The 22304-nt window shown below is 59.3% G+C and carries 26 protein-coding genes; 9 read left to right on the top strand and 17 right to left on the bottom strand.

Annotation, left to right across the window (positions count from 1 at the left end):
- Positions 1-46: 46 nt before the first annotated feature.
- From AK821_RS19790 to AK821_RS19745, 10 genes are all read right to left on the bottom strand, one after another.
- Complete coding sequence (locus AK821_RS19790) at positions 47-850, bottom strand: transglutaminase family protein (protein ID WP_064391212.1); 804 nt, start codon at positions 848-850, stop codon at positions 47-49.
- Positions 847-1797: an alpha-E domain-containing protein gene (locus tag AK821_RS19785; protein ID WP_007914063.1), complete on the bottom strand. Its 951-nt coding sequence runs from the start codon at positions 1795-1797 to the stop codon at positions 847-849. The genes AK821_RS19790 and AK821_RS19785 overlap by 4 nt, the downstream gene beginning before the upstream one ends.
- Positions 1798-1809: 12 nt before the next feature.
- The gene (locus AK821_RS19780) at positions 1810-3219 is read right to left on the bottom strand and encodes a circularly permuted type 2 ATP-grasp protein (RefSeq protein ID WP_007914061.1); all 1410 of its coding nucleotides are present in this window, start codon (positions 3217-3219) and stop codon (positions 1810-1812) included.
- Between the two features lie 501 nt (positions 3220-3720).
- Positions 3721-4068, bottom strand: a complete 348-nt coding sequence (locus AK821_RS19775; RefSeq protein ID WP_008080948.1) for a ribonuclease E inhibitor RraB — start codon at positions 4066-4068, stop codon at positions 3721-3723.
- Positions 4069-4278: 210 nt separating this feature from the next.
- Positions 4279-4512, bottom strand: a complete 234-nt coding sequence (locus AK821_RS19770; protein WP_064391211.1) for a hypothetical protein — start codon at positions 4510-4512, stop codon at positions 4279-4281.
- Positions 4513-4719: 207 nt separating this feature from the next.
- Positions 4720-5595: a polyamine aminopropyltransferase gene (gene speE / locus AK821_RS19765; protein ID WP_016982904.1), complete on the bottom strand. Its 876-nt coding sequence runs from the start codon at positions 5593-5595 to the stop codon at positions 4720-4722.
- 230 nt (positions 5596-5825) lie between these two features.
- A complete protein-coding gene (locus AK821_RS19760; RefSeq protein WP_007914053.1) occupies positions 5826-6017 on the bottom strand; it encodes a PLDc N-terminal domain-containing protein in 192 nt (63 codons plus the stop codon).
- Positions 6018-6088: 71 nt separating this feature from the next.
- Positions 6089-6619, bottom strand: coding sequence for a hypothetical protein (locus AK821_RS19755; protein ID WP_064391210.1), 531 nt, complete (start codon positions 6617-6619; stop codon positions 6089-6091).
- Positions 6620-6750: 131 nt separating this feature from the next.
- Positions 6751-7269, bottom strand: coding sequence for an ankyrin repeat domain-containing protein (locus AK821_RS19750; RefSeq protein WP_064391209.1), 519 nt, complete (start codon positions 7267-7269; stop codon positions 6751-6753).
- Positions 7270-7366: 97 nt separating this feature from the next.
- Positions 7367-9205 carry a long-chain-acyl-CoA synthetase gene (locus AK821_RS19745; RefSeq protein ID WP_064391208.1) on the bottom strand — a complete coding sequence of 613 codons (1839 nt, stop codon included), beginning with the start codon at positions 9203-9205 and terminating at the stop codon, positions 7367-7369.
- Positions 9206-9595: 390 nt separating this feature from the next.
- Between AK821_RS19745 and AK821_RS19740 the strand changes: the two genes are divergently transcribed.
- Complete coding sequence (locus AK821_RS19740) at positions 9596-9874, top strand: DUF3509 domain-containing protein (protein ID WP_008080936.1); 279 nt, start codon at positions 9596-9598, stop codon at positions 9872-9874.
- A gap of 190 nt (positions 9875-10064) precedes the next feature.
- On the opposite strand, the gene mtnC is transcribed toward AK821_RS19740, so the two are convergent.
- From mtnC to aroC, 5 genes are all read right to left on the bottom strand, one after another.
- Positions 10065-10748, bottom strand: coding sequence for an acireductone synthase (mtnC, locus tag AK821_RS19735; RefSeq protein WP_064391207.1), 684 nt, complete (start codon positions 10746-10748; stop codon positions 10065-10067).
- Between the two features lie 4 nt (positions 10749-10752).
- The gene (locus AK821_RS19730) at positions 10753-11298 is read right to left on the bottom strand and encodes a 1,2-dihydroxy-3-keto-5-methylthiopentene dioxygenase (RefSeq protein WP_064391206.1); all 546 of its coding nucleotides are present in this window, start codon (positions 11296-11298) and stop codon (positions 10753-10755) included.
- A gap of 94 nt (positions 11299-11392) precedes the next feature.
- The gene (locus AK821_RS19725; RefSeq protein ID WP_034151739.1) at positions 11393-12019 is read right to left on the bottom strand and encodes a methylthioribulose 1-phosphate dehydratase; all 627 of its coding nucleotides are present in this window, start codon (positions 12017-12019) and stop codon (positions 11393-11395) included.
- Complete coding sequence (locus AK821_RS19720; protein ID WP_064391205.1) at positions 12016-13161, bottom strand: MFS transporter; 1146 nt, start codon at positions 13159-13161, stop codon at positions 12016-12018. The genes AK821_RS19725 and AK821_RS19720 overlap by 4 nt, the downstream gene beginning before the upstream one ends.
- Positions 13162-13192: 31 nt before the next feature.
- Positions 13193-14284 (bottom strand): chorismate synthase, encoded by a 1092-nt coding sequence (gene aroC, locus AK821_RS19715; RefSeq protein ID WP_008080929.1) that lies wholly within the window; start codon positions 14282-14284, stop codon positions 13193-13195.
- A gap of 130 nt (positions 14285-14414) precedes the next feature.
- Here aroC and AK821_RS19710 point away from each other — a divergent pair, with 130 nt between their 5' ends.
- Both AK821_RS19710 and AK821_RS19705 read left to right on the top strand, forming a co-directional pair.
- Positions 14415-15365: an alpha/beta hydrolase gene (locus AK821_RS19710; RefSeq protein WP_064391245.1), complete on the top strand. Its 951-nt coding sequence runs from the start codon at positions 14415-14417 to the stop codon at positions 15363-15365.
- Positions 15366-15467: 102 nt separating this feature from the next.
- On the top strand, positions 15468-16259 hold the full coding sequence (locus AK821_RS19705) for a hypothetical protein (protein WP_064391204.1): 792 nt from the start codon (positions 15468-15470) through the stop codon (positions 16257-16259).
- 120 nt (positions 16260-16379) lie between these two features.
- On the opposite strand, the gene prmB is transcribed toward AK821_RS19705, so the two are convergent.
- Complete coding sequence (gene prmB / locus AK821_RS19700; protein WP_064391203.1) at positions 16380-17288, bottom strand: 50S ribosomal protein L3 N(5)-glutamine methyltransferase; 909 nt, start codon at positions 17286-17288, stop codon at positions 16380-16382.
- A 238-nt stretch (positions 17289-17526) separates the two neighbouring features.
- On the opposite strand from prmB, the gene AK821_RS19695 reads away from it, so the two are divergent.
- The 5 genes from AK821_RS19695 to AK821_RS19675 all read left to right on the top strand — a co-directional run bounded on the left by AK821_RS19695 (position 17527) and on the right by AK821_RS19675 (position 20299).
- Positions 17527-18117: a cysteine hydrolase family protein gene (locus AK821_RS19695; RefSeq protein WP_007914026.1), complete on the top strand. Its 591-nt coding sequence runs from the start codon at positions 17527-17529 to the stop codon at positions 18115-18117.
- Positions 18118-18247: 130 nt separating this feature from the next.
- Entirely contained in the window at positions 18248-18568 is a 321-nt protein-coding gene (locus tag AK821_RS19690; protein ID WP_007914024.1) for a hypothetical protein, read from the top strand.
- Positions 18569-18642: 74 nt separating this feature from the next.
- Positions 18643-19200 (top strand): Smr/MutS family protein, encoded by a 558-nt coding sequence (locus tag AK821_RS19685; RefSeq protein ID WP_064391202.1) that lies wholly within the window; start codon positions 18643-18645, stop codon positions 19198-19200.
- Between the two features lie 77 nt (positions 19201-19277).
- Positions 19278-19823: a GTP cyclohydrolase I FolE gene (folE, locus tag AK821_RS19680; RefSeq protein ID WP_003204506.1), complete on the top strand. Its 546-nt coding sequence runs from the start codon at positions 19278-19280 to the stop codon at positions 19821-19823.
- 104 nt (positions 19824-19927) lie between these two features.
- Positions 19928-20299, top strand: coding sequence for a glutaredoxin family protein (locus AK821_RS19675; RefSeq protein ID WP_064391244.1), 372 nt, complete (start codon positions 19928-19930; stop codon positions 20297-20299).
- A 158-nt stretch (positions 20300-20457) separates the two neighbouring features.
- Here the strand turns inward: AK821_RS19675 and AK821_RS19670 are convergent, their stop codons facing one another.
- Positions 20458-21624, bottom strand: coding sequence for an aminotransferase-like domain-containing protein (locus tag AK821_RS19670; protein ID WP_064391201.1), 1167 nt, complete (start codon positions 21622-21624; stop codon positions 20458-20460).
- 82 nt (positions 21625-21706) lie between these two features.
- On the opposite strand from AK821_RS19670, the gene AK821_RS19665 reads away from it, so the two are divergent.
- Positions 21707-22153 carry a MarR family winged helix-turn-helix transcriptional regulator gene (locus tag AK821_RS19665; RefSeq protein ID WP_064391200.1) on the top strand — a complete coding sequence of 149 codons (447 nt, stop codon included), beginning with the start codon at positions 21707-21709 and terminating at the stop codon, positions 22151-22153.
- The last annotated feature ends 151 nt before the right edge of the window (positions 22154-22304 follow it).

Here is a 22304-nt window from a genome sequence, read left to right as displayed (position 1 = left end):
GCTATCGCGAGCAGGCTCACTCCTACAAAGGTTTTGTGTGAACCCGTTACTGTTGTTGGACGGAGATGATCGGGGTCGGCGAGACGAACACTTTCGCGTGCATCTGCTCACACCCGCCGCCCCGGCGCATGCCGCGTACCGGGCAGGCATCCAGATAATCCAGACCTACCGCCAGCTTCAGATGCCGCTCCGGCCGCGCCAGTTCGTTGGTCACATCAAAGCTATACCAGGCGTCATCCAGCCAGGCTTCCGCCCAGGCATGGCTGGCCAGATGCTCGCAATCCTCGCTGTACAAATACCCCGAGACATAACGCGACGGAATCCCGAGGCTGCGTGCGCACGCCAGAAACGCGTGAGCGTGATCCTGACAAACCCCGGCACGCCCAGCGAAAGCTTCAGCGGCGCTGGTGTCGACTTCGGTGGAGCCCGGCGTATAGGTCATGTGCTGATTCAAGCCGTGCATCAGATCAATCAGCGCCGTGCGATCCCGTCGCTGCTTGCAGGATCTCTCGGCGAACGCGCGCAATGCCTCGTCGGCCTCGGTCAAGCGGGTAAAGCGCAGGAACGGCAGCGCCGACTGACTCTCATGCTCGGCCTCACGCAATTCGTCGATATCGACCTGACCGCGCGCGCCAATGATGATCGCTTCATGGGGCTCGTCCATGGTCAGCACGTGCAGGATGTTGCCGAAAGGGTCGAGCTGCGCGCGCACTGGACGCGGCAGGTCGAGCTGCCAGCTCAGCACGTGTTGACGCTCGCTGTCGTGGGGTGTCAGCCGCAGGTACTGGATGCTCGCCCGCACCTGATCTTCGTAGTGATAGGTGGTCTCGTGGCTTATGGAAAGTCTCATGCAGCCTCCAGGTAGGAACTGTGAATGGCGTTGCCCAATTGGCGCACCAGCGGGATGAATTCAGTCAGCCAGGCGTGCAGGCCTTCTTCGAGGATTTCGTTGATGCCGGTGTAGCGCAGACGTGCGTCCATTTCTGCCGCCAGACGCTGCGCGGGGCGACCGTTGGCGCCGGGCAACTGCGCGAGGATCTGGTCGATCTCTTCGGTGCAGGCCCTCAGCGAACGCGGAACATCGGCACGTAACAGCAGCAACTCGGCGACGTGACGGGCGCCTGGCGCATCACGGTAGATTTCGGTGTAAGCCTCGAATGACGACAGTGCACGTAACAGCGCACTCCACTGGTAATACGCGTGGGCCGTGCCATCGCTGACCGCTTCGGCTTGATCGCCGGCCATTTCATAACGTGCATCGAGCAGTCGTAGCGTGTTGTCCGCGCGCTCGATAAAGGTGCCGAGGCGAATGAAGCGAAAGGCATCATTGCGCATGATCGTGCCGTAGGACGCACCACGGAACAGGTGCGAACGCTCCTTGATCCACTCGCAGAAACGGCTCATGCCGTAGCGACTCAGGCCCTGCTCGGCGATCCCGCGAATCTCCAGCCACGTCGCGTTGATGTTCTCCCACATGTCCGCGGTGATGCGCCCACGCACTGCATGCGCACTGGCCCGCGCGGCGCCGAGGCAGCTGTAGATGCTCGCCGGATTGGCCGCGTCGAGGGCAAAAAAGTGCAACAGGCGCTCGGCATGCAACGCGCCGTGACGCTCCAGATAATCATCCAGGGTGCCGGTGATCAGCAGCGGCATGGCCAGTTCGTGCAGACCGTCGCCGCGACCGTCCTGCGGCATAAGCGACAGCGAATAACTGATGTCGAGCATCCGCGCGAGGTTTTCCGCCCGCTCCAGGTAACGCGACATCCAATACAGATCCGAGGCAGTTCTACTTAACATGGCAAGCTTCCTTCAATCCTCGACCACCCAGGTGTCCTTGGTTCCGCCGCCCTGTGATGAGTTCACCACCAGAGAGCCCTCACGCAGCGCCACACGGGTCAAACCACCAGGCACCACACGGGTTTCGCGCCCGGACAAGACAAACGGGCGCAGGTCGATATGGCGCGGCGCGATGCCGTTTTCGACAAAGGTCGGACAGGTCGACAGTGACAGCGTCGGTTGCGCGATGTACGCGTGCGGCTTGGCCTTGATGCGCTCGCGGAAGGCGTCGATTTCCGCCTTCGTCGACGCCGGCCCCACCAGCATTCCGTAACCGCCGGAACCCTGGGTTTCCTTGACCACCAGATCTGGAAGATTGGCGAGCACGTGGGAAAGTTCAGACGGGTTGCGGCATTGCCAGGTCGGCACGTTTTTCAGAATCGGTTCTTCGTCGAGATAAAACCGGATCATGTCGGTGACAAACGGATAGACCGACTTGTCGTCCGCCACGCCGGTGCCGATGGCATTGGCCAGTACCACATTGCCGGAGCGATAGGACGACAACAGCCCCGGCACGCCGAGCATCGAGTCCGGGTTGAACGCCAGCGGGTCGAGGAATGCGTCGTCGAGCCGGCGGTAGATCACGTCCACCGCTTTCGGCCCGTCGGTGGTGCGCATGAAGACTTTGTCGTCACGCACGAACAGATCCGCGCCTTCGACCAGTTCCACGCCCATTTCCCGGGCAAGAAACGCGTGTTCGAAAAACGCACTGTTGAAGCGCCCGGGCGTCAGTACCACCACGCTCGGGTCATCTATCGGGCTGGAGCTTTTCAGGGTGTCGAGCAGCAGGTTGGGGTAGTGATCGATCGGCGCGATACGCTGGGCGGCGAACAGCTCCGGGAACAGACGCATCATCATCTTGCGGTCTTCGAGCATGTAGCTGACGCCGCTCGGCGTACGCAGGTTGTCTTCGAGCACGTAATAGGTGCCGTCGCCATCGCGCACCAGATCGACGCCAGAGATGTGCGAATAGATATCGCGGTGCAGATCCAGACCTTGCATCGCCAACTGATATTGCTCGTTGGCCAGCACCTGTTCGGCAGGAATGATCCCGGCCTTGATGATGCGCTGCTCGTGATAGAGGTCGGCGAGGAACATGTTCAACGCCTTGACCCGCTGGATGCAGCCGCGCTCGACGATTCGCCACTCGCTGGCGGGAATGCTGCGCGGGATGGTGTCGAAAGGAATCAGGCGCTCGGTGCCCTGCTCGTCGCCATAGAGCGTGAAGGTGATCCCGGCGCGATGGAACAGCAAGTCAGCCTCGCGTCGCCGTTGGGCCAGCAGCTCGTCAGGCGTGTCGGCCAGCCAGCGGGCGAACTCCCGATAATGCGGGCGAACCTGGCCGCCGGCATCGTACATCTCATCAAAATAGGTGCGGATCATGCCGTACTCCTTGTCACCCGGACATACAGGCCTTCGCAAGGCCCGTGCCATCGGCATAAACGCTTTGATTTCAATCGGTTGGATATTCACGCCACAGGCGCCGCACCATTCCTGTGCGGCAAATGCCCCAACCGGATTGCCCCCGCTTCATTGCGACGCACGGCATCGCCTATCACCAGCATAGTCAGAGTTGATTTCACTGCCCGGCGGCATCTGCGGATAATCCGCGCATTCGCTGCAAAACTTCGCCGCGCTCAGCGCCGCGAAGTCGCCAGCTCAACCGATCTGGACTGCCCTCGCAGCCCGCCCCGCTGTAACCCTGGCCGGTTTCCTCTCCTTATCGGTCTTCCCTTTTAGCCACCCTCTCCGGTGGCTTTTTTTTGTCTTTTGGAAATGTTTTGAAAGCAAAAGCAAAAGATCGCAGCCCCCGACAGCGCCTACACCGATCACCTGTAGGAGCTGCCGAAGGCTGCGATCTTTTGATCTTCTATCTGTAAAAATTCAATTCAACCGGTGGCGGCTACGCACCTCCTGTTTCACCCCCCACCCCTCGATTATCCCGCCCAAGGGCTCGACCACTGCCGAAAAGCCCTGCTCGAAATCGCCAATATCGTCATACGTCGCGTACATCACTTTGCTTAATTCCAGCGCCCACGCACCGTCATCACGCACGCTGACCTGGGCATTGATGGATTCACCGCGAAATTTGCCTGCCGCCCTGCGCGCCCGCTCCTCGTCCGGGAAAATGGCGTAGAACTCGATGGGGTGGAACCGGGAAAAATCGAAACCGCCTTCTTTCATGCGGCGCAGAACATTGCTGCTGATGTCTTCTTGATAGGCTGTGCTCATGAATCGTCCCCCTCGCATAGATGGATAGACTTTCCGTATTCCCGCCCCGGGCCTTTGGCCTAAGTACTACGGCAACGTGGTTGCACGCGGGAAACAAGCATGTAGCTGACAAGACCAGACCTTAGCGATCCGTTCGCTGATCTCGCTTGCAGAGTAGCCCCAAGTTAGAGCCGCTGCCAAGGTCTGGTGTGAAAGGTGACAGGAAGAATGTCAGACGGGAGTGATGCTGCGGATTTCGATGCTGTTCTGGGTTTTCAGGCTTTTCACGCCAGCATCGGCGGTGCGCCCCTCCAGATCGTTCAGGTCCAGTTCGGCGGCAACGGGCAGAAGCCGTGCCTTGATCAATCGAGCGGCCTCATCGTCGCTGGGGCATTCCGCGCGCTCGAACACCTCATCGACAATTTCACCATGATCGTCCACGAAAGTGACTTTCCACTTTTGCATCGGTGCCTCCTCGATCAAACCCGCAAATGGGCTTACACCTATCTCGACTTATACGCCGGGGGTTGGTTCAAAAGGATTACAGCGGACGAAGATGAAAAAAACGACATCTGTCACTGTAGGAGCTGCCGCAGGCTGCGATCTTTTGATCTTGTTTTTAAGATCAGAATCAAAAGATCGCAGCCTGCGGCAGCTCCTACAGGTTTGATATCAGTCGTTGCTTGGTTTGTTGATCGCCTGCAGCACGTACTGAGGCAAGGCGAACGCGCCGATGTGGATTTCCGGGTTGTAGTAACGGGTGACGATGCCGCTGCCGATGAAGCGTTGTTGCAGGGTTTCACGGCTGAGCTTGCGGTAGGCCGGGTTGGTCGAGCCCCAGGCGAAAGTCATCGAACCGCCGATGTAGGTCGGCACGGCTGCCTGGTAAAAGTGCCAGTCCGGGAACAGGCTATTGAGGCGACCAGCGGTGGTTTTCACTTCGTCGATCTGCATGAACGGCGTGCCGTTCTGGGTCACGAGGATGCCGCCTTCATTCAGGCAGCGATGGCACGCCTGATAGAAGTTCTCCGAGAACAGCACTTCGCCCGGGCCGATCGGGTCGGTGGAGTCGGAGATGATCACGTCGAATTTTTCCGTGGTGGTGGCGACGAAACGCATGCCGTCGTCGATCACCAGGTTCAGACGCGGGTCGTCGTAGGCGCCGCTGGAGTGGTTCGGCAAAAATTCTTTGCACATGTCGACCACGGTGCCGTCGATCTCGACCATGGTGATGTGCTCGACACCAGCATGCTTGGTCACTTCACGGAGCATGCCGCCGTCACCGCCACCGATGATCAGCACGCGCTTGGCGCTGCCGTGGGCGAGGATCGGCACGTGGGTGAGCATTTCGTGGTAGATGAATTCGTCGGCTTCGGTGGTCTGGATCACGCCGTCCAGCGCCATGACACGGCCCATGCGCGGGTTCTGGAAGATCACCAGATGCTGGTGTTCGGTGCGCACTTCGTGCAGCAGTTTTTCCATGCGAAAACGCTGGCCGTAGCCTTCGTAGAGGGTTTCCAGGTACTCGCTGGTCTTGGTGACGGTCATGGTGAAGTGCTCCGATGAATGCGCGGGCGTCAATCGTGGGGACGATTGCCCGGGAAAGGCGCGCATTCTACGTTGCCGAAGATGACAGGTCGAACCTCACTTCATCGGCAAACCACAATCCTTGTAGGAGCTGCCGAAGGCTGCGATCTTTTGACGTTGATTTTTAAAAGCAAGATCAAAAGATCGCAGCCTTCGGCAGCTCCTACAGGGGTATTGCGGTGTTAGCTGATTCAGATCCGCACGTTGCCCCGTGGTCCGGCAATCGCCCAGATGATCAGGCCCAACACCGGCAGGAGGATGATCAGCAGCACCCAGACGATTTTCATCCCGGTGGTGGCGCCGCTTTTCAGCACATTGATGATGGCCCAGATGTCGAGGGCGAGGATGATCAGGCCGATCAGACCGTTGAACGTGGAACCCATGGTGTCGCTCCAGAATAGTGGCATGCACTTTTAGGATAGACGGTCGGGCGCAGGGTTCCCTTTTATTGCGCTCAGACGTGCACGGCGATCTTCAAGGCTTCCAGCGATGGCGCGGCGGCGATGCCGACTTCGGCGCACAGTTCCAGCACGCGTGGGACGTCGTTGCCGTAAACCAGCACCATTTGCAATTCGTCGTCGAGCAATTGGCTGAAGTTCATCAGCGTGTAGCCGCCGTTTTCCTTGTTCATGCTGCTCATCTGCACCTGGATGCGGTTGAGCGCGGTCAGCGCTTCGGTCTTGGCCAGTTGCTTGGGCTTGAGGTTGAAATCCACGACAGGGCCGAACGAGGCAACGATCTGCGCAAACAGATCGACGTAGGTGTCGGCCTGGAACAGCACGGTTTCCGGCAGGCTACCGACCACGACCCACTCGCCCAGCGGAATCGGGAAGCTGTCGTCGTAGTTGATGTCCGGATTGGCGGTCAGAAAGGCGTCGGTATCGGCGTAGGCCTGCGCCGCTTCGTCGGCCACGTTCAGGATCTCGTCCTCGCCCATGCAGCCGGAGCTGATTTTGCTGATGAGTTCGACGAGTGCGGCTTTCATGAGGGCAGATCCTGTGGATTTGAATTTTGAGGGCGCGGAGGATAGCGCACAAAGCAAAAGATCGCAGCCTGCGGCAGCTCCTACAAGGGATCAGTGCAGGAGCTGCCGCAGGCCGCGATCTTTTGACCTTATCAGGCCTGGAGTTTTTCCAGTTGAGCGGTGGTATCGACGGCACCCATGGTGCGCGCCGCATCCAGTGCGGTCACGCCATTGGCGTCCTTGGCTTGAGCGTTGGCACCCTTGCTGATCAGGTAATCAACGATTTCAACACGGTTGAACATCGCCGCCATCATCAGCGCAGTCCGGCCATCGAAAGACGAGCCTTCAATCTCGGCGCCCGCCTCGACCAGCGCCTTGACCACCGCCAGATCGCCTTTGAACGCCGCACCGGCAATCGGGCTCTGGCCGTTGCCATTGCGCATTTCCGGGTCGGCGTTGTGCTTGAGCAGTACCTGCACCGCATCGACATGGCCATAGTAGCTGGCGAGCATCAGCAGCGTGTCGCCTTTGCTGTTCTTCAAGTTCACCGGCAAACCGGCCGTGACCAGGCGATCGAGCATCTCGGCATCACCGTCACGCGCCTTGTTGAAAACCTGCTCGGTGAATTCAGCAGCTTCCTCAGGGGTCATCTGGCGGCTTTGGTCGGACATGGGGCAACTCCACTTTCGGTCAATCGGAAAGCCGACAGTTTCCCGAGCGCGACGGACGCTGTCACCCCCTTTCTCTCAAGTCCAGCCATAGCCAGAATCAATAACGGTATTTGCCTTGATGAATGTCGGCCAACACCTCATCGGTGACCTGCACGTAGGTTTCGCTGCCCGGCAGCCAGGCGAAGATCGGATCATCCCCCGTCTGGCCGGGGTCGAAACCTTCGTTTTTCAGGCGGGTTTTCTGATACTTGAAGGTGCCGGTGGTTTCCATCTTCACCTTGACCCGCAGAAACAACGGCACCGCGTAAGCCGGCATACGCTGGCGCGCAAAACTCAACAATTCGGCAAAATCCAGGGTGGCCAGAGATTCCGCCGGCGTGATCGCGGCCATGCCTGCGCGCCCGTTGGTATTGTGCACTTCCACGCCGTAAGCCACGGCCTCGGAAATGAGCGGGTGTTGCAGCAGCAGGTTTTCCACTTCCGTGGTGGAGACGTTCTCGCCTTTCCAGCGGTAGGTATCGCCAAGGCGATCAACAAATTGCGCATGACCGAAACCAATGTTGCGCAACAGATCGCCGGTGTTGAAGAAACGGTCGCCTTTGCTAAACACGTCGTGAAGGACAACCTTGGCGGTTTTCTGTGGATCGGTGTAGCCATCCAGCGGCGCTTTCTCATCGATCCGCGCCAGCAACAGGCCCTGTTCGCCCTTGCCGACCTTGCGCATGAAGCCGTCCTCGCTACGCAGCGGCTCGCCGCTGTCGTGATCGTAAGCCACCAGCTCCCAGGCCATCAGCGAGAAACCGATGGTGTTGTCGAAGTTGAGGATGTTGGTGAAACCGATGTTGCCGTCGCTCGCCGCGTACAGCTCACAGATGTGATCCACCGCGAAGCGCGTCTTGAACTGCGCCCACGCACCGGGGCGCAAGCCGTTGCCGCTCATCTTGCGCACGTCGTGGCGGTTGTCGTCGGCACTGGCCGGTTGATCGACCAGATACCGGCACAACGCGCCGACGTAGCCGGTGGTCGTCGCGCGATAGCGGCGCACGTCGTCCCAGAGCTGGCTGGCGCTGAACTTGCGGCGGATCGCGAAGCCCGAAGCGCCGTTAACCGCCGAGCCCCAACACACGCACAGACCGGTGGCGTGATACAGCGGCAAGGTGCAGTAGACGACGTCTTCGGGTCCCATATTGAGGGCGATCATGCCGAAACTGGCGGAACTGCGCATCCAGCGCCCGTGCTTGAATACTCCGGCCTTGGGCAGGCCGGTGGTGCCGGAGGTGTAAATGTAGAAACACGGATCGTCGAAAAATACCTGTTGGCTGCTCGACGGATTCTCACTGGATGCGTCGGCGCTGACGCTGATCAGATTGACGTAGCCTTCGGGCGCAATGCCCGGATGACTGTAGGTGTCCTGATCGGCGACAAACCAGGTGCGCGCTGCCGTGATCGCCACTTGATCGCGAATTGCCGCATAAGCCGGAACCAATTCTTCGCCAACGACAATCGCTACCGGCGCCACCAGATTCACACTGTGGATCAATGTGTCGCGGGTTTGTGAGGTATTGAGTAGCGCGCTGACCGCACCGACCTTGGCCAGCGCCAGGATGGTCACCAGCAATTCCGGGCGGTTTTCGATGAACACCGCGACCACATCGCCCTTGCCGATGCCCTGCCCGTTCAGATAGTGGGCAATGCGGTTCGCCCATTGGTTGACCTGCGAATAGGTCAGCGCCACGTCACCGTGCAATAACGCCGGCCCGTCGGGATTGCGCAGCGTCGCTTGCTCGAATGTAAAGCCAAGGCCACAGCTTTGGGTCGGATCCGTGACGTTGGCCACCTTCATGCCCTTGACCACCCGCGGGATGGCTTTGGCAATCATCGGCAGTTTGCGGAGCATCATGCTCCAGGTAATCGTGTCGCTTGGCGCGTGACGCATGGAAGCTCCCCGTTCGACCTTGGCGTGCAGGCCGATGTTTTTATTTTTCGGGCTTTGGCTTGAAGCAACCGACGCATCCGAGCGCAGGTCGAGATCGAAAATACGTCAGCGCTTCTCGGGCTGTACACGCGGTTTTTGCAATGTTTTGTATCCGCCGACCTGCCGGGACTCGCGGTGATCCTCAACAGAACGATTGGTTCCGCAGGATCGACCACAATCCCTCAAAATGCAGGATGCACGATGGCCATTCATGCAGATTGCACGACACCCTGAATTTTAATAGTTTTTAAACCGTTGATTTATAACGATAATTTTATTTTTAAATGCTGGCACAATCGCTGCAACCTCCTCTGCATGCTTGCCATTCAAGTGCATACGGAGCTGAAAGACATGAGCCTGATCCAAGAAAAATTTACCTCGCTGTTCTCCAACTTCGACGTCACCACTGCGCCACGTCCCGATGGCGGGATTCTGCTGACTCTGCGCAGCAGCGACGGCAAAGTGTTCAAGCGCGCACTGACTTATCAACAACTGCATGCCGGCGACCAACTGTCGTGGGCGATCAGTGCAATTCGCCGTGACCTGGCTGAACAAGCCAGTGAACTGCCGCAAATTGCCATGCTGCAGAGCCAGCAGCGTTTTGCGCTGCCGACTTATCACTCGCTGTAACGCTTAAACCGCTTTAAACGAAACAGGCCGTGGAGCATGCGCTTCACGGCCTGTTTTTTTGTGCGCGATCTCTATCGTGATCGCGAACTCTTTGCAGGAGCTGCGGAACGCTGCGATCTTTTGATCTTGTTTTTGAAGATCAGGATCAAAAGATCGCAGCGTTCCGCAGCTCCTACCGGGATAGTGTGGGTTAGAAGGCTTCGGGTTCTATGCCGGTGAAGGTGTCGACGGTGATGTGGCTGCCCAGTTCGCCGCCTTCACGGGCGAGGCCGCAGGTTTGCAGGCCGGCTGCTTGCGCGGCGTCGAGTTCTTCGACGATATCCGAGAGGAACAGGATTTTTTCGGGTTCGACGCCAATGGCTTTCTGGATATTGATGTACGACTGCGCCTCACGCTTGGGCCCCGACGTGGTGTCGAAGTAACCGTTGAACAGCGGCGTCAGATCCCCCGCCTCGGAGCAGCCGAAAATCAGCTTCTGCGCCTGAATAGATCCCGACGAATACACAAACAATTGATAACCGGCAGCATGCCAGCGTCGCAGCGCTTCCACGGCATCCGGGTAAACATGCCCTTTCAACTGCCCGGCGTGATAACCCTGGGCCCAGACCATGCCTTGCAAGGCTTTGAGCGGCGTGGCTTTGCGATCTTCCTCGATCCAGCTCAAGAGAATCTCGACGACCCGCTCAACATCGGCCTGCGGCGCATTGCTGTCACGGCGTACGGCGTCGAGTTGCTCGGCAACATCGGCGCGTTCGGCGTTTTGGCGCACGAAGTCCGGCAGGTGTTTGGCCGCATACGGAAACAGCACGTCGAAGACGAAGCTCACCGCGCTGGTGGTGCCTTCGATGTCAGTGACAATGGCTTTGATCGACATCGAATCAGTCCTCCAGACGCGGGAAACGACCGGCGATGTCTTCGCCGGTGAAATTGGCAACCCAGCCTTCAGGGTTGTTGAACAGGCGGATCGCGACGAAGTGCGGATGCTCGCCCATGTCGAACCAGTGCTTGGTGCCGGCCGGTACCGAGATCAAATCGTTCTTCTCGCAGAGTACGGCGTAGACGTAATCGTCGATGTGCAGGGTAAACAGGCCACGGCCGGCGACGAAAAAGCGTACCTCGTCTTCGCCATGCCGATGTTCTTCGAGGAACTTGGCGCGCAGTTCGGCTTTTTGCGGGTGGTCGCTGTTCAGGCTGATGACGTCGACGGTGATGTAACCGCGTTCGGTCATCAGTTGGTCGATCTGTTCTTTATAAGCACTGATCACTTCTTCCTGGGTAGCACCGGGCTGGATCTTTGCGGCGGCTTGCCAGCGGTCGAAGCTCACGCCCTGCTCGGCCAGGGTCGAGGCGATGTCTTCAAAGTGGGTCAGCACCTTGTTGGGAATATCGGGGCTGGAAACGTGATAGACGGACAGGCTGCTCATTGGGGCAATTCCTCGGTATCGGCCTTGCCGTCCGGTTCTTGCAGACCGGTCGGGCACAGCATTTCATCAGGCAAATGGGCTACTTCGGGTGAAGTCAGCCTTGGCGGTTCATGACGCTGCGGGTTTTCAACTCGCATTCAAACAGAAATTCAAAAGCCTCGATCTGCCGCAGCGCGTCATTCATCTGCGCGCCCCAGGTGTAGAGGCCGTGGCCGCGAATCAGATAACCGACGCAATCGGGGTGGGCGTCGAGCCAAGGCTGCACCTTGGCGGCGAGGCGTGCAATGTCCTGATCGTTGTCGAAAATCGGCACGCGCACTCGCGATTCGTGGGTGGAGATGCCGCTGAAGGCTTTCTGCAGTTCGTAATCTTCGAACTCGATAAAGTCTTCCGGGGTCAGGCGCGACAGCACCGTGGCGTTGACCGAATGGGTGTGCAGCACCGCGCCGATCTCCGGCCGCCAGCTATACAGCTGGGTGTGCAGCAGGGTTTCGGCGGACGGTTTTTTGCCCGGTTCCAGGCTGTTGCCCGACAGGTCGGTGGCGAGCACATCGTCCAGGCCCAATTGGCCCTTGTGCTTGCCCGATACGGTCAGCAGCGCTTCGCTCGGCGACAGGCGTGTCGAGTAATTGCTGCTGGTGGCCGGCGACCAGCCGCGACCATAAAGAAAGCGCCCGGCATCGACGATTTGCTGGGCGAGTTGTTCACGCGTAAGGCTCATGGCCTGTCCTCTTGCATACGTGTGGCAATGATAACGGCAGCAGCGAGCGCCGCGAGACTGGCAATACTAAAGGTCAATGTCGCGCCGAGGGCATTCCAGCTGTAACCGGAATACAACGCGCCCATGGCGCCGCCGGTGCCGGCCAGTGCTGCATACAAAGCCTGGCCCTGCCCTTGCTGGCGGGCGCCGAAGCCACGGTGCACGAAGGCGATGGCGGCGGCGTGAAAACTGCCGAAGGTCGCCGCGTGCAGCACCTGCGCGAACAACAGCACCCACAGGAACTCGGCGAACGAACCTAGCAGCAACCAGCGCAGCGCCGCCAGCAGAAAACTCGCCATCAACACCCGGCGCAGGGAAAACCGCGCAAGAATCCGGCTCATCGCCATGAACATCAGCACTTCGGCAACGACACCCACGGCCCAGAGCATGCCGATGGTGCCGCGTGTGTAGCCAAGTCGTTCCAGGTGCAAGGTCAGAAAGGTGTAATACGGGCCGTGGCTCATTTGCATCAGCGCGACGCAGCCGTAAAACGCCAGCACGCCGGGATTGCGCAGTTGCTTGAGGAAGCCCTCGCCGGTCGGTCGATTGCCTTGCGGCGGTTGCGCGCTCGGCACCCACAGACTGCTGAGAACGATGCCGGCCATGATCAACACCAGCGCCGCCGGGTAGATGTCGAGGCTGAGCCATTCGAACAGACGACCGAGCGCGACCACGGTGATGATGAAACCGATCGAGCCCCACAAACGAATCTGGCTGTAACGCGAGGTCTGCCCTTGCAAATGCGCCAGCGTAATCACTTCAAATTGCGGCAATACCGCGTGCCAGAAAAACGCGTGCAGCGCCATGACCATCGCCAGCCAGGCATAGGTCTTGCTGACGAAAATCAACGAGAAGGTCAGCAGCGTGCACACCGCGCCGAAGCGCACGATGGCCAGGCGTTTGCCGGTGTAATCACCGAGCCAGCCCCAGATGTTCGGCGCCACGCAGCGCATCAGCATCGGGATCGCGACCAGTTCACCGATCCGCGCCGGAGTGAAGCCGAGATGATCGAAGTACAGCGCCAGAAACGGCGCTGTCGAACCGAGCAAGGCGAAATAGAACAGATAGAAACTGGACAGCCGCCAGTAAGGGAGCGCCGCCACGGTTATGCCGCGACGGCTTCAGGGCCCGCCATCAAAGCTGACCCAGCACCGGGGTGCTCACGCGCACATCGGCGTTCTGGCCACGGTGACGCAGCAGGTGATCCATCAACACGATGGCCATCATCGCTTCGGCAATCGGCGTGGCGCGGATGCCGACGCACGGGTCGTGACGGCCCTTGGTGATGACGTCCACAGGGTTGCCGTGGATGTCGATCGAACGGCCCGGCGTGGTGATGCTCGACGTTGGCTTCAGCGCCAGATGGGCAACGATCGGCTGACCGGACGAGATGCCGCCGAGGATGCCGCCGGCGTTATTGCTGAGGAAACCTTGCGGGGTCATTTCATCGCGGTGTTCGGTGCCGCGCTGGGCAACCGAGGCGAATCCGGCACCGATTTCCACGCCTTTGACCGCGTTGATGCTCATCAGCGCATGGGCCAGTTCGGCGTCGAGGCGGTCAAAAATCGGCTCGCCGAGACCTGGCATCACGCCTTCGGCAACGACAGTGATTTTCGCACCGACCGAGTCTTGATCGCGGCGCAACTGGTCCATGTAAGCCTCCAGCTCCGGAACTTTGTCCGGATCGGGGCTGAAGAAGGCGTTCTCTTCCACCGAATCCCAGGTCTTGAACGGGATCTCGATCGGGCCGAGCTGGCTCATGTAGCCACGAATGACGATGCCTTGGCTGGCCAGGTATTTCTTGGCGATTGCACCGGCGGCCACGCGCATCGCGGTTTCGCGCGCCGAGCTGCGGCCACCACCACGGTAGTCGCGCTCACCGTATTTGTGGTGGTAGGTGTAGTCGGCGTGGGCCGGGCGGAACAGATCCTTGATCGCCGAGTAGTCCTTGGACTTCTGGTCGGTGTTGCGGATCAGCAGGCCGATCGAGCAACCGGTGGTGCGCCCTTCGAACACGCCGGAGAGGATTTCGACTTCGTCGGCTTCCTGACGCTGGGTGGTGTGGCGGCTGGTGCCGGGCTTGCGGCGATCGAGGTCGCGCTGCAGGTCTTCGAGGGAAATCTCCAGGCCCGGCGGGCAGCCGTCGACAATGGCGACCAACGCCGGACCATGGCTTTCGCCCGCGGTGGTGACAGTGAACAACTTGCCGTAGGTATTGCCGGACATGCAGGACGCTCCGTGAAATCAAACCCAAATTCGTGATGCGCGCCAGTATACGCAGGCTAACCGAGTAGTTCATCCTCGAACCTTAGCGGTGTTGGCGAGTCCAACCGGCACCTTGACCAATGATGGCGTGATGATGCTGCGAGTTTTGCTCTTGAGTCTTACCCTCTTTACGGGCTTTGCCCAAGCGACGGTCCTACAACGCCCGGTAACTTTGGATACCGGCACCGGCGAGCTTTTCGGCTCGCTGTTGCTGCCAAAGTCCGACAACCCGGTGCCGGTTGTCCTGATCATTTCTGGCTCGGGTCCTACGGATCGTGACGGAAACAACCCCGACGGCGGGCGCAACGACAGCCTCAAGCGCCTGGCCTGGGTGCTGGCCAAACACAATATCGCCAGCGTGCGCTACGACAAGCGCGGCGTGGCCGCGAGCCTGGCGGCGACGCCGGATGAGCGCAATTTGTCGGTCGAAGCCTATGTCGCCGATGCGCAGGCCTGGGCGCGCAAGCTCAAGGCTGATCCGCGTTTCGGCAAGTTGATTCTGCTGGGCCACAGCGAAGGCGCGATGATTGCCACGCTGGCGGCACCGACGGCAGATGCTGCAGCAGTAATTTCCCTCTCTGGCAGCGCCCGTCCGGTCGATCAGGTGATCCGCGAACAACTGGCCCGCAGCCTGCCGCCACCCTTGATGCTGCGCAGCAACGAACTGCTCGACAGCCTCAAGGCCGGCCACACCGATGACAATGTGCCGCAACCATTGCAGGTGATTTTCCGCCCGAGTGTGCAGCCGTATCTGATTTCGCTGTTCCGTCAGGATCCGGCCAAGGCTTTCGCGCAACTGAAGATGCCAGCGCTGATTGTTCAAGGCAGTAACGACATTCAGGTCGGCGTGGATGACGCGAAGCTGCTCAAGGCTGCCAAACCGGACGCCGAACTGGTGGTGATCGAAGGCATGAACCATGTCATGCGCATTGTGCACAACGATATGAAGCGGCAACTGGCCTCCTACAAGGATGCGAATTTGCCACTGGCCGCAGAGCTCGGCGCGAAGATCATCGAGTTTATTGACGGACTTCGCACCTGATAAGCGCCGTTTACCCTCTAGTCCTGAAAGAAACGGCCGATAAGCCTTTGTCGCCAGCGCAATGGCTAGCGACAAGCAGGGCTTGGACAGGATCTCGCCGTTATGACTGATACCCAGACTTCACCCGACACCACCGCGGAAAAAGACGCACCGCCAGCGGTCGAGCTGCCGTGGGCGGATGTCCACGTCGAGCACCACAAGATGCTCCGCCTGGCCCCGCTGCAGACCGATCGCAACACGGGCGGGAGGCCGTTGCGCTTCGTCGAATTCGGTTACGCCGAGCGCAACAGCAAAGAAAAAAGCCTGATGCGCATGGCGATCAAACTGCCGGGCCAGCGCGTACGCAAAGAGCAGAATCAATTGGACGTGTGGGTGGATCACACAACCAAGCGTGTTCACTTCGGCCCCGACAGCGGCTTGCAGATCGAACCGATGAACCGTGGCATCGGCCGCTACATGGCCGCCCAAGGCATCAATTGGGTGAAAAAGCGTTGGCCGACCTACACCGTCGACGGCATGGACCTGAACAACAAGGACGCGCTGAACGAAGACACCCGTCTGCGTCGCGATCATTTCCTGCGTGTGCATGGTTTTGATGTGGTCTATGCCGATGCCCAGCATTTGAAGGGCAGCGTCAAGGAAGTGCAGGTTGGCGATTTGCTCGGCGACTGGAACAGCGAAAAGCTGCAGATCGTCGAGATTCTTGAAGCGGCGCAAATGCTTCAACAGGCCGAGCAGAATCTGGCCGAGCAGGAAGTGAAGCTGAAGAAGCAGGAAGACAAGGTCAGCAAGTTCAAGCGTGAAGACGCTGGCTTGCGTTTCACCATTACCTGTCTGGTGGCGTTTGCGGTGTTTCAGGCAGGGCTGTTGATCTGGATTGCCACGCACCGCTGATGGCTGATCGTTCCCACGCTCCGCGTGGGAATGCAGCCCCGGACGCTCCGCGTCCCAACAGCGGACGCAGAGCGTCCATTGAGGCATTCCCACGCAGAGCGTGGGAATGATCAGTCTTGATTAGACGCGGGAAGCGAACAAGGCCTGATGATCGCGGCACTGCTCCGCTGTCAACATGAACACACCATGCCCGCCGCGCTCGAAGTCGAGCCAGGCAAAATCGACTTCCGGGTACAGCGCTTCAACGTGCACCTGGCTGTTGCCCACCTCAACGATCAACAACCCCTTCTCGGTCAAGTGATCCGCCGCTTCGGCAAGCATGCGTCGAACCAGATTCAAACCATCATCGCCACACGCCAGGCCCAGCTCGGGCTCGTGCTGATATTCGTCGGGCATGTCGGCGAAATCTTCCGCATCCACATAAGGCGGGTTCGACACGATCAAATCGAAACGCTGACCCGGCAAGCCATCGAAACCATCGCCCTGCACGGTGTACACGCGCTCATCGACGCCATGACGCTCAATGTTCTGGTTGGCCACTTCCAGCGCTTCGAACGAAAGGTCCGCCAGCACCACTTCGGCGTTCTGGAACTCGTAGGCGCAGGCGATGCCGATGCAACCGGAACCGGTGCACAGGTCGAGAATCCGCGCCGGTTCGGTGCCGATCCACGGGGCAAAATGGTTTTCGATCAGTTCGCCGATAGGTGAACGCGGGATCAACACGCGCTCATCGACGATGAACGACATGCCGCAGAACCACGCCTCGCCCAACAGGTAAGCGGTCGGAATGCGTTCCTCGATACGACGCTTGAGCAGGCGTTGCAGATTGACCAACTCATCGTCTTCCAGTGCGCAGTCGAGGTAGCTGTCGGCGATTTCCCATGGCAGGTGCAACGCTCCCAGCACGAGCTGCCGGGCTTCGTCCCAGGCGTTGTCGGTACCATGGCCGAAAAACAGATCCTCCCCATGGAAGCGGCTGACGGCCCAACGGATGTGGTCGCGCAGGGTACGAAGTCGGGAAGTGATCACGGGCAAAACTCCTGAAAAAACGACTGGCGATTCTACCAGCCAAAACGCATGACGACGACGCAGGAAAATCATCCGGGCGACGGTAGGAGTTTTCTGTTTTTTGCACCAGCCGTTGAACAGAACGTGTAACTTGACAACGCTGCAGGCCAATAACGACGGTGCCTACGATGGTAGCGATTCACAGAACCGCTCAGCCAGAGGACAATGTCGCAAAAGCCCCACCCCAAGGAGCCCCAGAATGTCCGTTCCAAAAACGATGTTTCAACTCAGCGGTCGCGGTTACGCAGCGGCCACACTGAGCCATGCCACCGTGGTCATCATCGATGCCCAGAAAGAATATCTCAGTGGCCCGCTGGCACTGAGCGGCATGGACGCGGCCGTCGCGAACATCAAACAAGTGGTTGCCGCAGCCCGTGCAGCCGGTCGGCCGATCGTGCACGTGCGTCATCTCGGCACCGTCGGTGGCCTGTTCGACCCGCAGGGCGAACGCGGCGAATTCATCCCGGGCCTGGAGCCACAAGGTGATGAAACCATTATCGGCAAACTGCTGCCGAGCGCCTTCCATGGCACCGAATTACTCGATCGTCTGCAAAACCTTGGCTCGCTGGACCTGATCGTCTGCGGTTTCATGAGCCATTCCAGCGTCAGCACCACCGTGCGTGCGGCGAAGAACCTGGGTTTCCGCTGCACCCTGGTGGAAGACGCCTGCGCCACCCGTGATCTGCCATTCAAGGGCCGCGTGCTCAGCGCCGCCGTGGTGCAGGAAGCCGAAATGGCGATCATGGCGGACAACTTCGCCACCCTCGCGCTGACTCAGGACCTGATCTGATCTGCTTTGATGAGCGGCTCACGGCGCCGCTCATCCGCAAAACCCTCTCATTTGCCGCAAATGCCATAGCCTCAGGAACAACCCGGTCAACTCCCGGTCGAAGGGCCGATACCCATTGAGGAAGGTCGGAATGAAGTTATCCGATGGATTTGACGCACGCCGCTTGCGGCCCAAAGGCCAAAGCAACTGGCGTTTTCGATTCGGCGCAGCGATCGCCGCCATTCTGGCGACGTTCGGTGTGCTGCTGGCGATGGCCGGGGCGGCCAGCCTGCTCGGGCGCCCACCGGCACTCGGTGACTTGAACGCCACGCCGATGGGCTCGGCGATCATTCTGGCGGTCGGTTTGCTGTTTCTGTATTTCGGTGTTGCCTTGTGGCGCCGCTGCCGCCGTCGCGCACGGCAATCGCGGGAACTGAACATGTCCCCGCACCTGATGAAAAAACACGACTGACTCACCGGCCTGGCTTTTTGCCGGGCCGTTTTGTTTCGACTTGGGTAAACTGGCCGCCCTTCGCGGAGGCTGACATGCAAGACGACGATTTTTCACTGTTCAAAAACGAGTTGCGCGGCGTCAAGCCGATCAAACACGACCGCGCCGACACCGGCAAACCCAAGGCTGACCGCGCGCAGATCGCCAAGCTGCGCCAGTCCGCCACCGTGCGCACTGACACCGCTACCGTTGATGGTCTGTCCGATCAGTTCGTGATCGACGTCGGCCCGGAAGACGAGTTGATGTGGGCGCGTGACGGCGTGCAGGAAAGTCAGATGCGCAAGCTCAAGGTCGGCCAGATCCCGTTCGAAGGCAGCCTCGACCTGCATGGCATGAGCGTCGAGAAAGCCCGCGAAACCCTCTGGGCCTTTCTCGCTGAAGCGACCCGATTCGAAATCCGCTGCGTGCGCGTCACCCACGGCAAGGCTGTGCGCCTGGACGGCAAGCGGCCGATGATCAAAAGCCACGTCAACACCTGGCTGCGTCAACATGCGCAGGTACTCGGGTTCTGCTCGTGCCAGGCCAAACACGGCGGGGCCGGTGCGGTTTACGTGATGCTTAAACGCACGATGATGGAAGGTCGCGACGAATAATCCCGTTACACCGAACTTGCAGGGTTGTGTCCGCCACCGTACCCTTGCCCTTTGCGAAAATCCCCACAGGTAGTTTCATGTCCCTGGAACAGAATTACACCGCGATTCTCGGCCAATTGGGCGAGGACGTGTCCCGCGAGGGCCTGCTCGACACGCCAAAGCGTGCCGCCAAAGCCATGCAGTACCTCTGCCGCGGTTATGAACAGACGCTCGAAGAGGTCACCAACGGTGCCCTGTTCAGCTCCGACAACAGCGAAATGGTGCTGGTCAAGGACATCGAGTTGTACTCGTTGTGCGAACACCACCTGCTGCCGTTTATCGGCAAGGCGCACGTTGCGTACATCCCGAGCGGCAAAGTGCTGGGCCTGTCCAAGGTCGCGCGGATCGTCGACATGTACGCCCGTCGCCTGCAGATTCAGGAAAACCTCAGCCGTCAGATCGCCGATGCTGTGCAACAAGTTACCGGCGCGCTGGGCGTGGCGGTGGTGATCGAGGCCAAGCACATGTGCATGATGATGCGCGGTGTCGAGAAACAGAATTCGTCGATGATCACTTCGGTGATGCTCGGTGAGTTCCGCGAAAATGCCGCGACTCGCAGCGAGTTTCTCAGCCTGATCAAGTAATCTGCAGCACGAAGAAAACCGGCATTCATCGCCGGTTTTTTTTCGTCCGTGAAAAATCGGGTAAGCTGCGCGCCTTTCTTTATTTGCACCGTGAGGCTTTCAACGTGTTCGTCAAAGCGCTTCGTGTCGGCCTCGGCCAACTGGTTATCTTCATCGACTTCATCACCCGTCCGGGCAAGAAAAAACGCTCCGCCGCTGCTCAGGCTCAGGTGGATGCCGCTGCAAAAGACCTGACCTTGTATCAGTTCCACGCCTGCCCGTTCTGCGTGAAAACCCGCCGCACGCTGCGTCGCCTGAATGTGCCGGTGGCGCTGAAGGATGCGAAGAATAACGAGCAGGATCGTCAGGCACTGCTGGAACAGGGTGGCCGGATCAAGGTGCCTTGCTTGCGCATTGAAGAGAATGGCCAGACGACCTGGATGTATGAGTCCAAGGTGATTATTGATTATCTGGATAAGCGCTTCGCGGCGGTCTGATGATTCTGTATTGGGGCTGATGGCCCCTTCGCGAGCAGGCTCACTCCTACATTTGGAATGCGTTCCCTTGTAGGAGTGAGCCTGCTCGCGATGAGGCCAATCCAGGCACCAAAAATCCCAGACAAAAATAAACCGGCCCATGAGCCGGTTTATTTTTTTCACGCCGCTTTATCCAGCTGCGCCTGTCGTATCACTGCCGCCAATCGCTTGAGCCCTTCATCCAGCCGCGCCGGATCGATATGGCTGAAATTCAAGCGCAAATGCCCATGATGATTATCCGGCTCGGGAAAAAACGGCTCCCCCGGCATAAACGCCACATCATTGGCCAACGCTCCATTGAGTAATGTTCGCGTATCCAGCGGTTGCTTCAACGTCAGCCAGAAAAACAGCCCACCCTGGGGCATGTTCCAGTCGGCCAGATCAGCAAAATGCGTTTCCAGCGCCGCTTGAAACGCATCCCGACGCTGGCGGTAGAAGCCACGCAATTCGCTCAAATGCTGCTGATATTTCTCAGTGCCGATCCACTGCAACGCCTGCCACTGCCCGATGCGGTTGGTGTGCAGATCCGCTGATTGCTTGAGTTTGAGCAAATGCGGAAACAGGTCCGGGCTGGCGATCAGGTAGCCGACGCGCAAACCCGGCAGCAAGGTTTTCGACACCGTACCGGTGTAGATCCAGCTGGATTTCTGCAGGCGTCCGGCAATCGGCTTGGCGCTGCCGCCATCGAAAGTCAGTTCGCGGTAAGGCTCGTCTTCGATCAGGGTGACGCCGAATTCATCGAGCAATGCCGCAACGGCGGCGCGTTTGGCTTCGCTGTAGCGCACGGCTGACGGGTTCTGGAACGTCGGGATCAGATAGATAAACGCCGGACGATGCTGCTCCAGACGACTGCGCAACTGCACCAGGTTCGGACCATCGGACTCTTGCGGAACGGTCAGGCAATCGGCGCCGAACAATTGGAAAATTTGCAGGGCGGCGAGATAGGTCGGCGCTTCGAGCAGGATTTCCGTGCCCTTGTCGATGTACAGCTTGGCCGCCAGATCGAGGGTTTGCTGGGAGCCGCTGACCACCAGCACCTGACTCGCCTGACATTCCAGCCCCAGTGCCCTCGCCTCCGCCGCCAGAGCCTCGCGCAATGCCGGCTCGCCTTCGCTCATGCCGTATTGACCGAGCGACAGCGGCATGTCGGCCCACTCAACCTTGGGCAACATGGCTTCAGCAGGCAAGCCGCCAGCGAACGACATCACCTCCGGGCGCTGGGCGGCGGCAAGGATTTCACGGATCAAAGAACTTTTAAGGCGCGAGACACGTTCGGAAAAAGCCATGGGGGTCACCGGTAGCGAGGCGGACGAAAAATGAGTCAAACTAGTTGACTTAAATTACGACAGCTTGAGCGAGTACGTCAACATGCTTGACCTTAAAAACCCTGCAAGCCAACAACAGGCGATGGAAGCGTTTTTCTTTGGCTATCAGGCGTTCACCGCCAAGGCTGACGAAATGCTCGAACGCCGGGGCCTCTCGCGGGTGCATCAGCGCATTGTGTTTTTCATCGCGCGGTATCCGAATTTGAGTGTGAAGGAATTGCTCGGCTTGCTCGGTGTGAGCAAGCAGGCGCTGAACATGCCGTTGCGGCAGTTGCAGGAAATGCATCTGGTGGACAGCGTCGCGTCTGAAACTGACAAGCGAAAGCGGCTGCTTGCGTTGACGGCCGAAGGCGCGAAGTTCGAGCAGGCGTTGCGGCGTGAGCAGGTGAAGTTGCTGGAGCGGGTGTTCGCCGAGGCTGGGGAGGCGGCGGTGAATGGCTGGTTGGCGGTGAATCTGGCGTTGGGGAACAGTCAGGCAGTTCTCGATTGACTGTTCGGGCCCCATCGCTGGCAAGCCAGCTCCCACATGTTTTGTGTACGCCACAGATCAATGTGGGAGCTGGCTTGCCAGCGATGGGGCCCTGAAGGGCGATATATCGCTATCGACGGAACTTTCGTAAACAAAACCAAAAACAATATTT

The organism is Pseudomonas sp. RIT-PI-r (assembly GCF_001297015.1).
In the GTDB taxonomy this organism is placed as follows: Bacteria; Pseudomonadota; Gammaproteobacteria; order Pseudomonadales; family Pseudomonadaceae; genus Aquipseudomonas.
The sequence above is the reverse complement of the archived record's forward strand: the minus strand, read 5'-3'. Positions and strand labels throughout refer to the sequence as shown.